This is a genomic window from Desulfosporosinus metallidurans (assembly GCF_001936615.1).
Taxonomy (GTDB): Bacteria; Bacillota; Desulfitobacteriia; order Desulfitobacteriales; family Desulfitobacteriaceae; genus Desulfosporosinus; species Desulfosporosinus metallidurans.
On the sequence record NZ_MLBF01000011.1, the window covers coordinates 57249 to 71776 of the forward strand.

The window sequence follows — 14528 nt, forward strand, 5'->3', positions numbered from 1 at the left end:
TTCTACACCATCCACGACTTTCCTTCTTCATCCGATGACCATATCATACACCAGTGCGCCCTTTAGAGCATAATTTGTATAAGGAAAAAAGGAGGTCACCTTATGAGTTACATTGACAAGGCTCGCGAATTGGGGGAAGCCCTGTCCCAAACCCCCGAAATTCAGGCCTTAAAAGCAGCTGAAACAGCCATTATGGCCGATCCCCTAAGCCAAGAGGCCTTTGGCCAATACCAAGAAAAAGAACGCGGACTTGTAACCACTCAAATGCTCAGTAAAGTTATACCCGAAAAAGAATCCTTAGCACTTCTCGATCTTAAAATTCGTCTTATGAATAAATATCCCCTGATCAAAGCGTACTTTGTTGAACAGCAAAAGTACGAAAAACTGATGGCCATGGTCAATCTAACTCTCACCACCTCAATGCATGGCATGCCCTCGGCCAATGACCTTCCCATTCCGGAAGAGTTAAAAGGCATGGCCCAACAAATTCTTGATAAAATAGGTGGCGCGGGCGGCATGGAAAAAATGCAAATCTCGCCGGAAATGTTGAAAGGCCTTAAACTTCCACTCGATATTACTCACAAACAATAAGAAAGAAGGGTAAATAAGTCGTGCGACTCGACGGTTATCACGGCCCCCATTTCATAAACGATATCACACATCCTATGACTTTAATCGCCTTCCTGCTTGTCATCCTGTTAGGGGGATGGGTAACGATTCGCACGTGGTTTTAAGGATAAGAAAGGAGGAGCGCCGTGATCAACCGCAATGAATGTCCCCCCCCGTTGCCGGCAACTCCTTTCTCTTTTTCCATTCTAGTGAGTAGCCCCATTCGGAGGGATTTACGATTTAGCCCAGTTAGTGCGATGATATTTCCATTGGCATCAACGGAACTTCAATATGCCTCCATGATTGTCGTTGGCTTGGATGTACTCATGGCCTTTCTCTTAAAACGCTCCTTAGTGCATCCCCCAAATCTATCCCGGCCGAACCCGGACCTTTATCCTGTGACCCTGACCTTTCCGCAACTCACCCAACTAATACACTCGGCAATCAATGGGCAACAAATGCAACCTCTTCAACCTGTTCAACCTGTTCAACCTGTTCCTGGGCAAGGCTTTGGGCCCGTAGGGTTGGATGAACCGCTTTTTCCCGATAATTTGAGTGTCGCCTTGATTGTCTCAGCTCCTTTTGCCCCGTTTGACGGGAGCCCAGATACATCGTTCAACGTTCCATTATTCGAAATCCCAGGAGCACCCGGCAATCTGATCATCGCTCTCGGCTTAATGATTGCTCAGTTCTTGATCGAACGAACCGGAATAGGAACTCCCAACGGAACTAACAATAGCAACACAAATAATAGTGCATCCTCCTCGAAAATTAACCAAGTACGGTTCCTGAATGGAGGAATCAACTATGCCAACGCTAACCCGTCCCTATAATCCAGCCTTTCCTTCGCTTTCACCGCAGATCCCCCCTTCCCCTCCGAATAGCAGTTCAAAGGGGAAGACTCCAGAAACTTGGGATTATGGGTTCAAGCGCCTTGTACCATTTCTACAGTCCCCGCCCGTTGGAGCGGGTATTTTGGCTATAACCTTTTTTTTCTTTATAGCCTTTTTCTCAAATGTACTTTTAGCCCAAATTTCCTTAACCACACTCGGCATCGCTGTGACCTTAAGCACGTTTGGGATACTGGCGTTGGTTGTACTCATCCTCTTTCTTTTTTAAGATTCGAGAGTATCCTAAATATCCCGTTGAAAAAAACCTTTTCATATACTCTAAATAGACAGAGGACAGTTTCCTGTCCTCTGTCTATTTAGAGTATTTTACTTAAGAATAATTGGGTCCGTTCTTCTTGAGCATGGCTAAAGATCTGTTCTGGTGTTCCTTGCTCAACAACCCGGCCTTCATCTAAAAAGAGAACGCGATCCCCAACTTCGCGCGCAAACCCCATTTCGTGGGTGACTACAACCATGGTCATCCCTTCTCTGGCCAGATCTTTCATGACCGCCAAGACTTCTCCGACCATTTCTGGGTCGAGTGCTGAAGTCGGTTCATCAAAAAGCATGACAATTGGGTTCATTGCCAAGGCCCGCGCAATCGCAACCCGCTGTTGCTGTCCGCCGGAAAGTTGTTCCGGACATGCCTTGTCTTTATCGTGAAGCCCAACTTTATTCAAAAGCTCATAGGCTCTCTTTTCTGCTTCTTCCTTACTTTTCTTAAGGACTTGTACCTGCCCAATGGTTATATTTTCGAGGACAGTCAAATGTTGGAATAGATTAAAACGTTGAAAGACCATCCCGACTTCCTTACGAACTAAACTCAGATTGGTTTTATTGTGGGTGATTTCGGTCTGATTAACAAAGATTTCGCCCTTAGAAACGCTTTCCAGACCATTCATACAGCGTAAAAAAGTGCTTTTCCCTGAACCCGAAGGACCAATAATAACAACCACTTCCTGCGGAGCGATTTCCACAGAGATCTCCTTGAGTACCTCATGGTGGCCAAAATACTTCGTAATGTTTTTAACGCTGATCAACTTGCCACCTACTTTCGATATAACTGGAAAGTGCTGTCAAACTAAGGATAATCACCAGATATACGATAGCAATCGCAGTCCAGATTTGCAAACCCGCGAAGTTAACAGAAATAATCATCTGTCCCCGCCTCGTCAGTTCAGCTACCGAAATTGCGGAAAGCAAGGAGGTATCCTTAATGGTTTGAATAAACTGGTTAACTAATGGAGGAACCATCCGTTTAAAGGCTTGCGGGAGAATAATGAAACGCATCGTTTGAAAGCTGGTCATACCAATGCTCATCGCCGCTTCTGTCTGTCCCCGATCAATCGATAAGATCCCTGCACGAATAATTTCCGTAATGTAAGCCCCTTCGTTGAGGGCTAAAGCAGTAATCCCTGCCATAATCACGTAATTATTTCCAAACCAGACTTGGAGAGGGAACAAGGAAGGTAAGGCAAAATATATATAAAAGATGAGAACAAGAAGAGGTAAGCCCCTAAAAATATGGACGTACCCCTGCCCAATTCTCCGAAGGATGGAGACTGACGATAATTTAAATAGAGCAAAAGCTAAACCTAAGATTGTTGCAAAAAAGACGGCTGCAATCGAATAGAGAATTGTGAGCTTAGCCCCTTCAAGAAGTTGAGGCATGGCATCCATAACAATCGGCCAAAAGTTCATCCTTTCACCTCTCCTCTAAAATTCAACAGAGTCGAAAGAGCGCAGCCTGGGGCTGCGCTCATGCTAATAAATCACCAAACCCTTACACTTACTTTTTATTGACTAACCCATAATTATCTTTAAAATATTTATGATAGATTTTTTCATACTCTCCGCTTTTAATAATTTTATCAAGACCATCATTGATCTTGTTCACGAGTTGAGCATCCTTCTTCGTCACAGCGATACCATAATCTTCACCGGTTAAAAGACTCCCGACGACTTTTACGTTATCATGACCTGTATTGATGTAGTTCTGGTGAACGGGATTATCAAAAATGACAGCATCCGCGCCCGAGTTTTGTAATTCACGATAAGCCTCATCAATGTTATTGAAACGTTTAACGGTCACGCCTTGCTCTTTGCTCATCATGAGATCTCCCGTGGTGCCTAATTTTACAGCCACTGTTTTCCCCTTCAGATCCGGTACTCCTGTAATCGTACTATCCTTTTTAACTAGTAAGGAAAGTCCGGATTTATAATAGGGTTTGGAGAAATTAACCTGCTGAGCGCGTTCTGGTTTAATCGTAATCCCAGCAACCGCTACATCTAGTGATCCTGTTTGAATTGCCGGAATTAACCCTTGAAAGTCCATGGTTTTAATATCTCCATCGATTTTAAGGTTAGCTTCTTTCGCAATCGCCGTAATGATATCAATATCGAAACCTGTGACTTTACCGTTTTGCATCTGCTCAAAGGGTGGAAAAGTGACGTCCGCTCCAAGTTTAATGGATTGGGCACTTGCTGACCCTGTGCTCGATCCACCCGTAGCGGAAGAATTTGAGGGTTGGTTTGCTGCACCACACCCTGTTAATAATAGCCCTAAAACTAAAGTACTCGCGACCAAAGAACTCCATTTACGCAAATTCAGTCCCTCCCCAATACTATTTTTAGTATTCTCTGCTTTTCTTTGAAAATATTCTCTAAATCCACAGCTTTTATATATTCGACAGGGATGAGACGAATTCCTCCGTTCTATGTTAGGTATACAGTATTATGTTAGAGAGACCTTCATGCGATATCCCAGATAGAGCAGCAGGATCCAAGCCGACCCAACTCCAAGGGTGAAACGCATATCCGGAATAAACGCCATCAAAACTAAGAGCACACCCATAAAAACGAGTAGTGAAGAAAGCTTTACCCACGGCAAAATGGTTAGCTGCCTTTTCCACACTCGTTCTGAGAACCTCTTATACTTTATACTCTTGTATTTATAATGATTATTATTCTTCAGATGACAATTTCCATCCTAGAATTAAGGCTGGGAGATCGGAGGGATTGGCGGATTCAGAGATTGAAGCAGTTCGGGATTCACTGGAACGGATTCCGGACTTAGCGGCGGATTTTTCCTACCACTGATCAAACCTGAAAGCTTCCCCCAAACAGTGGTAGCGGTATTCTTTACTGGATTGAGAAAGGCCATCATACCCATAGGCTCTTTAACTTTTAATATGATCGGGCCATTGGGCGCCTGGCTAAGCTGAGCTGGATTCTCCACCGAAACCACGACGCGGCTGTAATAAAGAAGCGGAACCGGGCTTTGGAAATGCGCCCGATAAACTCCATTCCCAACGGACCGCAAAACGCCCACCAAAAATCCAGTCTTCCCCTTATCATCCACTAAATAAGCAGCATACACTCCTGGTTGTCCTTGCCTAAGAAACGCTTGCGGTGCCGGTAGATTGGCAATCAGCAAAAAAACATTATCCGGCGAAATCGTAGCTGCACCATTTCCGTTAATCCCTTCTTGCGCGGGCTGTAAAATCAGCTGACGCGCTTGCCCTTGATTATAGACTTGACCCTGGCCATACCCACCTTGATTATATCCTCGATAATAGTCTTGATTGTTAGCCATGCCTTGATCATACCCCTGTTCTGGCGTGTATCCCATACCTTGATTGAGACCACCCTGAAAATATCCCCCACCTTGTTGTGGGGAACTATGAGGAAGCTGAGGAAGCTGTTGCTTTGCTCCTATAAAGCCCCCCCGCGAATTCTGGATTTGACCATCTTTTTGAAAAAACCCACTCGCTTTAAGTCCTGAGCCCAGCGTATTGCGGATCGAACCTGGGGAGTATCCCGGATCTCCACCAAACTTCACCATGCTCCCCTCCTTTATTTAATTCAATGTAACTTCATAACATGATATGATATGACAAATGGAAGGGTTCTGAATACTCATAGAAGTTTTCTTGAGGAGGAGACCATGCCCGAAAAACTTACGCCCCCACTTTCGAACACCATATCCCGTCGCGACTTTCTCTCTCGCATCGGCAGTTTTCTCACGCACCATTGGCTACTATCTAGCATACCCCTTGGCAGCGCAGGCGTCCTCGGCTGGGCAGAACGCGACACCCTAGCGGTAAAACGCGAACAATGGGATTTGTTTTACCCCAATCTGCCGACCGCTTTAGAAGGTAAAACAATCTGCCAACTCAGCGATTTGCATCTGGAAACCTTGCGGATCACCCCAGAGCACATTGCCCAAGTTGTAATGGCCCAAAAACCAGACCTACTCGTCATCACCGGAGATATCATTTCCACCCGAACGGATTTAGATAAATTAGATAGCTATTTAGCAGGGCTCACAGCCACTTACGGGAAATTTGTAGTTATGGGAAATAACGACTACGCCCACCTTTCCCGCACTCTTTTCAAACACTATCTCCAGCAATTTCAACGCTTAGGGTGGACACCCTTACTAAACCAAGCCTCCAATTTACCGAACCTTAATCTCTGGGTCATCGGAGTCGATGATCCAGCCACCGCACATGACGATGTAGGGCAGGCCTATCAAACCGTTGTTGCTTCGCAGAAACCACCAACTCCCCCCTTCCGCCTCGTCTTAGCCCATTCCACAGATTGCCTCGACGACGTAGCGGAATACGGAGCAGACCTACTTCTCACCGGACATACCCATGGCGGACAAATTAGATTTCCCGGATTCCAACCCCTGATCACCAACACCTATCTAGGAGATCACGGATTTTATGAAGGATATCATGTCATTAACGGAGTTCCACTCTATATCAGCCGCGGCCTAGGGGAGAGCCTTATTCCCTTGCGCTTTAACGTCCCCCCCGAAATCACCTTCTTCACCTTACACCGAGGCACCTCTTCACCAAGACACAAAGTGAGCTAGTGCAAGCACGCAAGTGCAAGTAGGGGACGGTTCTTGAACTTGCATTTGAAAATGCAAACCAAGAACCGTCCCTTACTCTTGCACGCCAGACGGTGCACATGAAATGTGCCGTCCACCCCAAACGACCCTTGTCCCCATTCTCCGACCCAAGCCAAGGAAGCATGAGAACCGTCCCTTCGCTTCCCCGTGCCAGTGCGCTGCCGCCAACTGCGCCAAGGACGGCGCATTTGGCGGGAACCCCGCTCCCCAAAGCCGGGAGCTTACACGGTTAGTTTGCTCTGCGTCGTAACACCGAGCGCTGTGTCCCACAAGTCCCCTCTAAATACTAAACGTATGGTTACCAATTCGCTTAATCACGGGCCGACTCTTAATCCAGCGGTCTGTGGCGATACGTGGATTATAGTAATATATTGCCCCGTTCGTCGGATCCAGGCCGGAAAGTGCAGCTTCTGCTGCCTTGTAAGCCTGATCATCCGGTTCGAGATGGATTTGCTTGTCTTTTACCGCTGTGAAAGCACCCGACTGGTAAATAATAGCCCGCATTGTTTTAGGAAAACGAGGATCTTTCAGACGATTAAGCACAACCGCCCCAACAGCTACTTGCCCTTCAAAGTCTTCTCCCCGAGCTTCACCATAGATAACACGGGTTAAAAGTTCGACTTCCTCCTTGGATACCAAACGCCCTAGACCCCGAGAAAGAATTTCTCCTTCCGTTTCTACCGGGACCGGGACTGGGACTGGGACTGTTGCCGTCGTTTGAGATTTATCCATCAACTCTGTATCTTCATTGACGATTATTTCATACGTAGGAATTTTCGGCTGTGCCAATTGAGCATTGCTCGAACGAGATACACTTAACCTCTGATTATTAATGGTGGCTAACGTCGGCACACTTCGCAAAATACTAACCCACCACGGCACATCGAGCGTATCAAGCGTGTTGTCAACCGCTCCGATCACAGTTTTTATCACTTTCCCTGAATCGTCTCCGTCCGGAACCCATAGGGATTCCCCTTCCCTAATTTGATTAGGGGTTTTCACTTGGTTGAGCTCTACAAGATGCTCTACCGTCGTATGGTATATTTGGGCCAGACTCCAAAGGCTTTCTCCTCGTTTAACCACAATCTTGATGGTCCCTGAATTTGTGTTCGCCTCATTGTCGCTCCCTTGTCCCAGAACAGGATAAATGCTGGCTTGCCACAAAAACAAGCACATCATCCCACTCAGGAATATCGCCAAGGATTTCCGACATCGTCGGTGTGGCAAAAAAATCACCTCTTAAAGTTTAGACTATTTCTAGTCTTTCCCAATTGAGGTGAGTTTTATAACAACTTTACTTTAAACCACTCATATCCACACTCATGAGCACATATATTTCTTGTAAATGAGCAAAAATAATTGTGCGGTAAGTGAGGTGAGCTGATTTCTATGAAAGATTTATTCAGAAACTTTTTATCAACACTCTCTCCCCCCGAAAAACCGCTGCTCAGCGAAGCGGAACGCTTGATCGCAGAAATTGAAGAAGCCAAGGAAAAAATGGAATACGCTTGGAGCCGTCTTGATGACGCAGCCCCAGAGTACGTTGAAATCACCGTTCTTGAGATCCTCGTTTTAGAGACTCAGTATAGCTTACTTAATAGACGTTACCGCTTACTTCAGGGCATCAGGGAAGAATCCCCCCAGCTTCAGAGCCATGCCTTCTATAAGGCTTTCTTCCCCCAAACTGCCGAAATTCCCTCTTCAGAAACCCCTCAATTAATATCTCCCAACTAAACAACCCATTCATAAACCTAGCGAAAGACCAAACACTCGTTAAAGTGTTTGGTCTTTCTTTCATCATTCAAGCCTTTCATCATTTTAAGCCTTTCATTACGACATCTACGATACCCTGATGATCGATTTCCGCCAAGGGGCGCTGATCAACAAATACCCGTTGCTTACAGAACTCATCGAGGGTACCCATAATACAAAAGGTGGCTAGCTCGTCATCAAGGTCAGCTCGTAACTCCCCTTGGGCTTGAGCAGCTTTAACCATCAAGTCGTAATGCCCTCTGATCGCCTCTTGTCCTGCCAGAAAGTGAACACGCAGCTCTTCAGAAAGCAGATTGATCTGCATTGCTATTTGAACGATATCCATATGGTCGATCAGAAACTCCGCGTTATAGTGTGAGCAGTTCAAGAGCTTATCCGTAATGGTCTTCCCTTGGTCCATTGCTTCCTTCAGTCCAAGGCGAAATTCCTCCATACTGAACTTAAGCATTTCTTCAAAGAGCCGCTCCTTGCTTGCAAAGTACTCGTAAATCGTACCCTTGCCAATCCCGGCTTCTTTGGCGATATACTCCATCTTCGCGCCATCGACGCCATGCTTCGAAAAAACCCGAATCGCAGCGTTAATGATGTCAGTCCATTTTTCCTCTCGGGTCCCCGTGGCCCTTCATCTCCTTTAATTTAAACAGAATGTGTCTTCGAGTTGGTCAGCTTTTGCTCCCTTTTAGCCCCTCGCTTTTTCTTCCTCGAATCCCTGATGTCTTCAAAAATCGTATAAATAACTGGTACAAGTAACAAGGTCGACACCGTGGAGAGCGAAAGTCCAAAAATAACCACCATCGCCATCGGAGCCATGGTTTCTGAACCTTCACCAAATCCTAAGGCCATCGGAATAAGCCCTAACACGGTTGCCAGGGAGGTCATAACAATCGGTCGCAAGCGAATAGGCCCAGCGTTTTCGATGGCCTCTTCCCGTTCCTCTCCCCGTTCTCGTCGTTTATTGATGTAATCCACCAGGACAATGGCATTACTCACGACAATCCCGATTAAGAGAATTAACCCAATAATCGAAGGTACACTCAGTGTCTTGTGGGTGATAAAGAGTCCCAGCATGCCCCCTGAGAATCCCATGGGCAACGATAAGATAATGGTAAAGGGGTGTAACAAGGATTCAAACTGAGAAGCCAGGATCATATAGACGAGCAGAATGGCCAGAACCATCGCAAGGCCTAAGTCCTTAAACGAATCCACCTGTTGTTTATTTTGCCCTCCCATCTCATACGTATACCCCGCGGGCATAGAATACCCTTTTAATTTACTCTCAATATCTGTCGTGACACTTTTTAGATCTCGATTCATGATCTGACTGGTAATGTGGACCACGCGAGTCTGCTCCGTGCGGTCAATCATCACTGGACCGCGGTCGAGCGAGACCTTAGCCACTTGACTGAGCGGAACGGTAATCCCTAAGGACGTGGGAATGGGAGTCTGTTCTAAGTTGGCCAGACTCGTCTTAAACGTCTCGTCTCCACTCAACACGACGTCAATTTCTTTGCCTTCATAACGATAGCTCGTCGCAGTGGTTCCCGAAATGGTCGCCTTAACCGCCTGAGAAATCTGACCGGCTGTCAATCCGAATTGCGCAGCATTAGGACGGTTAATCTGAATTAGAACTTCAGGTATCCCTTCACTCATGCTTGTCTTAACTTCACGGGTCCCATCGACCGAGGCCACACTACTCTGGAAATCCAGCCCTATCTTTTTCAGCTGAGTGAGATCGTCTCCCTTAACCGCAATGTCAATCGGAGTTGTGGCACCACCCATGGACATGGTATCTGTCACTGTCACACTGATCTCAGCACCTGCGAGATCTTTAGTGAGGGTACGGATCTCATCGGCTACCTGACCGACGCTTCGTTGCCGGGACTTTAGATCCGTCAATTGAACGTTGATCGTCGCGTTATTCGGGTTGTCCCCCCCAATCGATAAACCCCCACTGGTTCCGATTTGGGTAAAGACGCTTTTAACCTCTTTAATCCCTTCAAGCTTCTTCTCGATTTGCACCACCGTGCTGTCGGTATCTTGAAGTTTCGCTCCGTCCGGAAGGGTTACCTTAACACTTAATTGCCCGACATCGGTAACAGGCATAAATTCTGCCCCTAACTTAAGTGTGGAGGCCCCCGAGAGAACAAAGATCAGAATAGAGATCCCAACGACAATCTTGCGATGGTGGAGTCCGTAATGAAGAAATTTTCGATAACTTGCTTCCACCCGCCCAAAAAGCTGGTCAAACCACCGACTAAAGCGGTCAACCACTCCAATAACCCCTCTACGACCTTCGGGGATCCCCTCCGCTTTCAAGATCTTGGCCGAAAGTGCCGGTACTAAGGTCAGTGAAACAAGGAGGGAAGCCCCTAGAGATATACTCACAGTCAGAGCCAACTCCCTGAAAATCGTAGCCACAACCCCTTGGACAAAGACGATGGGGAGAAAGACGGAAACCGTGGTCAAGGTCGAAGCGAAAATGGCCATCCCGACCTCTGACACCCCTTTAGTCGCTGCCTCCACCTTGGAATAGCCGGCCTTCCGATGGCGATGGATATTTTCCAAGGCCACGATATTATCGTCGACCAGACGCCCCATGGCTAAAGAGAGCCCCCCTAGGGTCATCATGTTAATCGTTATACCCGTAAAATAAAGGACGGCAAAGGTCGCCATCATGGCGATCGGAATGGCCGTGGCCGTGATGAAGGTCGTTCGAATGTTGTGGAAGAAGAGGAAGAGCACCACGATCGCTAAGAGTCCGCCCAAAAGTGCCTCGTTTTCCACGGTTTTAATGGATTGCTTAATGGAGGTGGACTGATCCATGACGGTATCTATTTTTAGATCCGGATAATCCTTCTTGAATTTTTGCACAGCGAGACTGACATCATTGGCGACTTGGACCGTATTCGTTCCAGATTGTTTTTGAATCGAAATACTGATACTTGGTTCCCCGTTAGTTTTGGAAATGGCGGTGATTTCTTTATGGTTTAAGCTGACATCCGCTACATCCTTCAGTCGGATTTGCCCTCCTGAGGCCAAGGGAATCAACAGCTCTTTAATTTCATCGACAGACTGGAATTCTCCGGTCGTCCGAATCGTTAACTTTTGGGTTCCTTTTTGAACCTGCCCCCCAGGAGAATTGAGATTTTCCGCTCCAATAATCTGGGCTAGAGAACTAATGGTTAGCCCATACCCTTTCATTTTTTCTTGATGCGTTTGAATCTCTACCTGATTCACATACCCCCCGGCCACCGTGACCGAAGCCGCCCCTGCAACACGTTCAAGCTGGGGTTTAAGCGTATCCTCAGCAATGGACTGCAGCTTAGCAAGATCCGCATTTTTAGCGGAAAGGGATAATTGAACAACCGGCATCATGCCTAAATCAATTTTCATGACCATCGGCGCCCCTACATCGGAGGGGAAATTACGCTTAACCAGATCAATCTTTTCCCGCATTTGAAGAGTCGCAAAGTTCATGTCTGTCCCATTTTTGAACTGAGCGATAACAATCGAACGCCCCTCCGTCGTTGTGGAGTTGACCTTATCGATATTTTCTATGGTGGAGACAGCCCCTTCTAGGGGATTGGTAATAATCTTCTCGATTTCTTGGGGGCCCACCCCTGTATAATCGGTCACCACAATGGCCACCGGAATATCCATTTTGGGCAAGAGATCGACTGGCAAACGGGAAAGAGAGATGCTCCCTAAAAGAATGATGATTAGCATCACCATAATGATAGTGACTGGGCGCTTGACAGAGACTTCCGCTAACTTCAAGACGCGTCCCCTCCCACAATCTTGACTTTGCTTCCTTCGTCGACTAGGGTCTGCCCTTTAATGATCACCTTATCATTGAGGTTTAACCCTTTGAGAATTTCAATATCCACGCCAGTGTCGAGACCTGTGACAACCTCTTTAGAGACAGCTTTATCTCCTACCACAACATAAACGATGGTCTTACCGTTTTTAAGAACGACCGCCTCACTTTTAGTGGCCATGACATCTGCCTTCTGATCCGTTGTGAGTTCTACCTTGGCAAACATGCCTGGTTTGATCAAGCCTTCGGGATTGTTCAGTGATATTTTAAGAGGATAAAGCTGGGTTTTTGGATCGGAAGAAGGGCTGATAGTATCGATTTTCCCGACAAAACTATTCTCAGATACTGAAGGAACCGTGACCTTCACTGCTTGATCTTTTGTGAGGCGGTTCACCAAATTCTCCGCAACACTGAGCGAACTGTAGACACTCTGGGTATTCGTAAGCCCAATTGCCGCTTGAGCACTCGTAGCCATGTTTCCCACTTGAACATTAACCTGTGAAACGGTTCCCTCAACAGGTGAGGTCACAGTCGCATTGTCCAAAGCCTCACGTGCTTGGGTGAGTTGGACCTGAGCCAGTTGAAGACTGCTGTCCGAAGCTTGCACTTGCAATTGTTCAATCTGACTGGCGTAGGACGCTTCTAATTCCTTGACCCCAAGCTTAGCTTGATCCAACTGCACCTGCGAGACTGCTCCGGCCTCAAAAAGGGCCTTCGTATTCGCCAAGTTCTGTTGTGCATCTGCGATCTTGGCTGATGCGAGAGTCTGCGTACGATCAAGGGATGCTTTAGCTGCACTCCAAAGTTCCTTGCTGTTCTGATATCTGGCATCCGCCAACTGATATGCATCCCTAAAATCCGTGGCATCAAGGGTGAAAAGGACATCCCCCTTTTTAACGGGGTCCCCCACGTTCACTAAGACCGACTCCACTTTACCCGGCACCTTCGGAATCACTGAAACATCCGTATCGGAAGTCACTTTCCCGCTCAAAATTGCTGTATTAGTGAGCGTTTTCTTTCCTGCTGCTTCCACTTGTACCGGTATGTATTTATCAGCCACCACTGCCGCTACGGGCTTACTTGTGAGCCCACGTCCCACAAAAACCAGCACAACGAGTACCCCAAGTATGATCAGAGTCTTTTTTCCTGTTTTCCCAATTTTCCTCTCCATAGCTTTCTCCCCCACCTTATTACTTACTTAATAGAGCCCTCAAACCAAAACCGACCATTCGGTCACCTTCTAGTTATATATGATATTTTACTGGAAATCAATCCCTATAATCGTCCAATAGCACAAAAAGCCGGTAATCCTTAGCAGGAAAACCGGCTTTTTAATTCCATAAAAATGTCTTAGATGCGGATTAATTATCTAAGCTGTTTTGGAAATTTGCGGCTGCTGTCATGTACGCATTAATATCCTGTTGCAAGGTATACTGATCATTTAAAAGTGTGTTTTGAAGCGAAATGATGTCAAGGCTACTCGACTTGCCAACATCTATCGTTTTCTGCATCACATTGACATTGATTTGATCGGCTTCCACGGCCAATTTATCGGCTTCAATTGTGTTTTCTAAAGATTTTAAACCATTATAGGCCGTTTTTAATTGAACTTCTTGATTAATTGGTAACGTTTCAAGTTTACCCTTCTTATCTTCAATCCCCAATTGGACTTGGTCTGCTGCTAGCGTATCATCATAATAAAAATCGATATCATACTCAATCTGCGAAATGTCAATGTCTTCCTTATACCGTTTCAAATCATAATTGTCTTGAGTTGCCTTGGTAATCCTGCCATAGATGTCCTTCTCATCAAATTTAGTATACTCAATTGGGTTTGATGTCAGGATGACATTCCGATTGATATCAAGTCCCACGTCTTCTTTTAGCGTAATCATGGAAGAATTTACAGTATTCGTGATAGCCTTCACGCCTGCTTCAAGCTTAGTTTTCTGTGCATTGTAAGAATAGATCTCGGAAGGTACCTTTAAGCCAAGTTTTATCTGCAGGTTAACCTGATCTATAATGGTCTGAAGATTAGCCAACTGCTTTTTTGTGTTCTCCGCTTGCTGCTGAAGTGTCAAAATGTTTTCATATTCATTCGTAATCTGCACCTTAAGTGCCTTTAACTGAGTATCTCTGTCGTGCTTAGCATTGTCTAAGGTCCATTGAGTTCGTTTATAGTTTAGACTTAAATCTTTCTTACTATCTTCATCAGCAACTGGTATATTTGCATTATGCCTTGCCAAAGCCTGTTCATTTTGTTTTTCATAGATCGAAATTTTGCCGTCTGCTAATTTCAACGTACTGTTGCTTGCTTCCATAGACTTCAAGGCGTCCTCAAGCGAAAGATTTAACGTCGAATTATCGGTTGGTGGTGTAGCCGGTTTGGCAGTACTCGTTGAAGGAGTACCAGACGTTGGTTGAGCGACACTGTCTACTGCCAAGGTACTATGAGTAAAAAATACAATTGAAGTTGAAAGAACTAGAGCAAATAACGTCAAATAACTCTTTTTCAAAC

General features: G+C 46.0%; 15 protein-coding genes. 5 read left to right on the plus strand and 10 right to left on the minus strand.

The window, feature by feature from the left end; translation table 11 throughout:
* The first annotated feature begins 102 nt into the window (after nucleotides 1-102).
* The 3 genes from DSOL_RS09555 to DSOL_RS09565 all read left to right on the plus strand — a co-directional run bounded on the left by DSOL_RS09555 (nucleotide 103) and on the right by DSOL_RS09565 (nucleotide 1728).
* Complete coding sequence (locus DSOL_RS09555) at nucleotides 103-591, plus strand: YlbF/YmcA family competence regulator (protein WP_075364641.1); 489 nt, start codon at nucleotides 103-105, stop codon at nucleotides 589-591.
* A 164-nt stretch (nucleotides 592-755) separates the two neighbouring features.
* Nucleotides 756-1442: a hypothetical protein gene (locus tag DSOL_RS09560; RefSeq protein ID WP_235838756.1), complete on the plus strand. Its 687-nt coding sequence runs from the start codon at nucleotides 756-758 to the stop codon at nucleotides 1440-1442.
* Nucleotides 1417-1728, plus strand: a complete 312-nt coding sequence (locus tag DSOL_RS09565; protein WP_075364642.1) for a hypothetical protein — start codon at nucleotides 1417-1419, stop codon at nucleotides 1726-1728. Before DSOL_RS09560 ends, DSOL_RS09565 begins: the two co-directional genes overlap by 26 nt.
* A gap of 88 nt (nucleotides 1729-1816) precedes the next feature.
* Here DSOL_RS09565 and DSOL_RS09570 read toward each other — a convergent pair whose 3' ends face one another.
* From DSOL_RS09570 to DSOL_RS09590, 5 genes are all read right to left on the minus strand, one after another.
* Nucleotides 1817-2539, minus strand: a complete 723-nt coding sequence (locus DSOL_RS09570) for an amino acid ABC transporter ATP-binding protein (protein ID WP_075364643.1) — start codon at nucleotides 2537-2539, stop codon at nucleotides 1817-1819.
* Nucleotides 2526-3200, minus strand: a complete 675-nt coding sequence (locus tag DSOL_RS09575; RefSeq protein WP_075364644.1) for an amino acid ABC transporter permease — start codon at nucleotides 3198-3200, stop codon at nucleotides 2526-2528. The genes DSOL_RS09570 and DSOL_RS09575 overlap by 14 nt, the downstream gene beginning before the upstream one ends.
* An 88-nt stretch (nucleotides 3201-3288) precedes the next feature.
* Entirely contained in the window at nucleotides 3289-4104 is an 816-nt protein-coding gene (locus DSOL_RS09580; RefSeq protein ID WP_083642403.1) for a basic amino acid ABC transporter substrate-binding protein, read from the minus strand.
* A 129-nt stretch (nucleotides 4105-4233) separates the two neighbouring features.
* Complete coding sequence (locus DSOL_RS09585) at nucleotides 4234-4413, minus strand: hypothetical protein (protein WP_075364646.1); 180 nt, start codon at nucleotides 4411-4413, stop codon at nucleotides 4234-4236.
* 81 nt (nucleotides 4414-4494) lie between these two features.
* Nucleotides 4495-5343: a hypothetical protein gene (locus tag DSOL_RS09590; RefSeq protein ID WP_075364647.1), complete on the minus strand. Its 849-nt coding sequence runs from the start codon at nucleotides 5341-5343 to the stop codon at nucleotides 4495-4497.
* 102 nt (nucleotides 5344-5445) lie between these two features.
* Between DSOL_RS09590 and DSOL_RS09595 the strand changes: the two genes are divergently transcribed.
* Complete coding sequence (locus tag DSOL_RS09595) at nucleotides 5446-6381, plus strand: metallophosphoesterase (RefSeq protein WP_075364648.1); 936 nt, start codon at nucleotides 5446-5448, stop codon at nucleotides 6379-6381.
* Between the two features lie 318 nt (nucleotides 6382-6699).
* Here DSOL_RS09595 and DSOL_RS09600 read toward each other — a convergent pair whose 3' ends face one another.
* Entirely contained in the window at nucleotides 6700-7647 is a 948-nt protein-coding gene (locus DSOL_RS09600; protein WP_075364649.1) for a cell wall hydrolase, read from the minus strand.
* 162 nt (nucleotides 7648-7809) lie between these two features.
* Here DSOL_RS09600 and DSOL_RS09605 point away from each other — a divergent pair, with 162 nt between their 5' ends.
* Nucleotides 7810-8154, plus strand: coding sequence for a hypothetical protein (locus DSOL_RS09605; protein WP_075364650.1), 345 nt, complete (start codon nucleotides 7810-7812; stop codon nucleotides 8152-8154).
* A gap of 79 nt (nucleotides 8155-8233) precedes the next feature.
* Here DSOL_RS09605 and DSOL_RS09610 read toward each other — a convergent pair whose 3' ends face one another.
* The 4 genes from DSOL_RS09610 to DSOL_RS09625 all read right to left on the minus strand — a co-directional run bounded on the left by DSOL_RS09610 (nucleotide 8234) and on the right by DSOL_RS09625 (nucleotide 14526).
* Complete coding sequence (locus tag DSOL_RS09610) at nucleotides 8234-8779, minus strand: TetR/AcrR family transcriptional regulator (protein ID WP_075364651.1); 546 nt, start codon at nucleotides 8777-8779, stop codon at nucleotides 8234-8236.
* Between the two features lie 50 nt (nucleotides 8780-8829).
* Complete coding sequence (locus DSOL_RS09615; RefSeq protein WP_075364652.1) at nucleotides 8830-11970, minus strand: efflux RND transporter permease subunit; 3141 nt, start codon at nucleotides 11968-11970, stop codon at nucleotides 8830-8832.
* Complete coding sequence (locus DSOL_RS09620; RefSeq protein ID WP_075364653.1) at nucleotides 11967-13181, minus strand: efflux RND transporter periplasmic adaptor subunit; 1215 nt, start codon at nucleotides 13179-13181, stop codon at nucleotides 11967-11969. The genes DSOL_RS09615 and DSOL_RS09620 overlap by 4 nt, the downstream gene beginning before the upstream one ends.
* A 190-nt stretch (nucleotides 13182-13371) precedes the next feature.
* Nucleotides 13372-14526 carry a TolC family protein gene (locus DSOL_RS09625; protein WP_075364654.1) on the minus strand — a complete coding sequence of 385 codons (1155 nt, stop codon included), beginning with the start codon at nucleotides 14524-14526 and terminating at the stop codon, nucleotides 13372-13374.
* Between the last annotated feature and the right edge of the window lie 2 nt (nucleotides 14527-14528).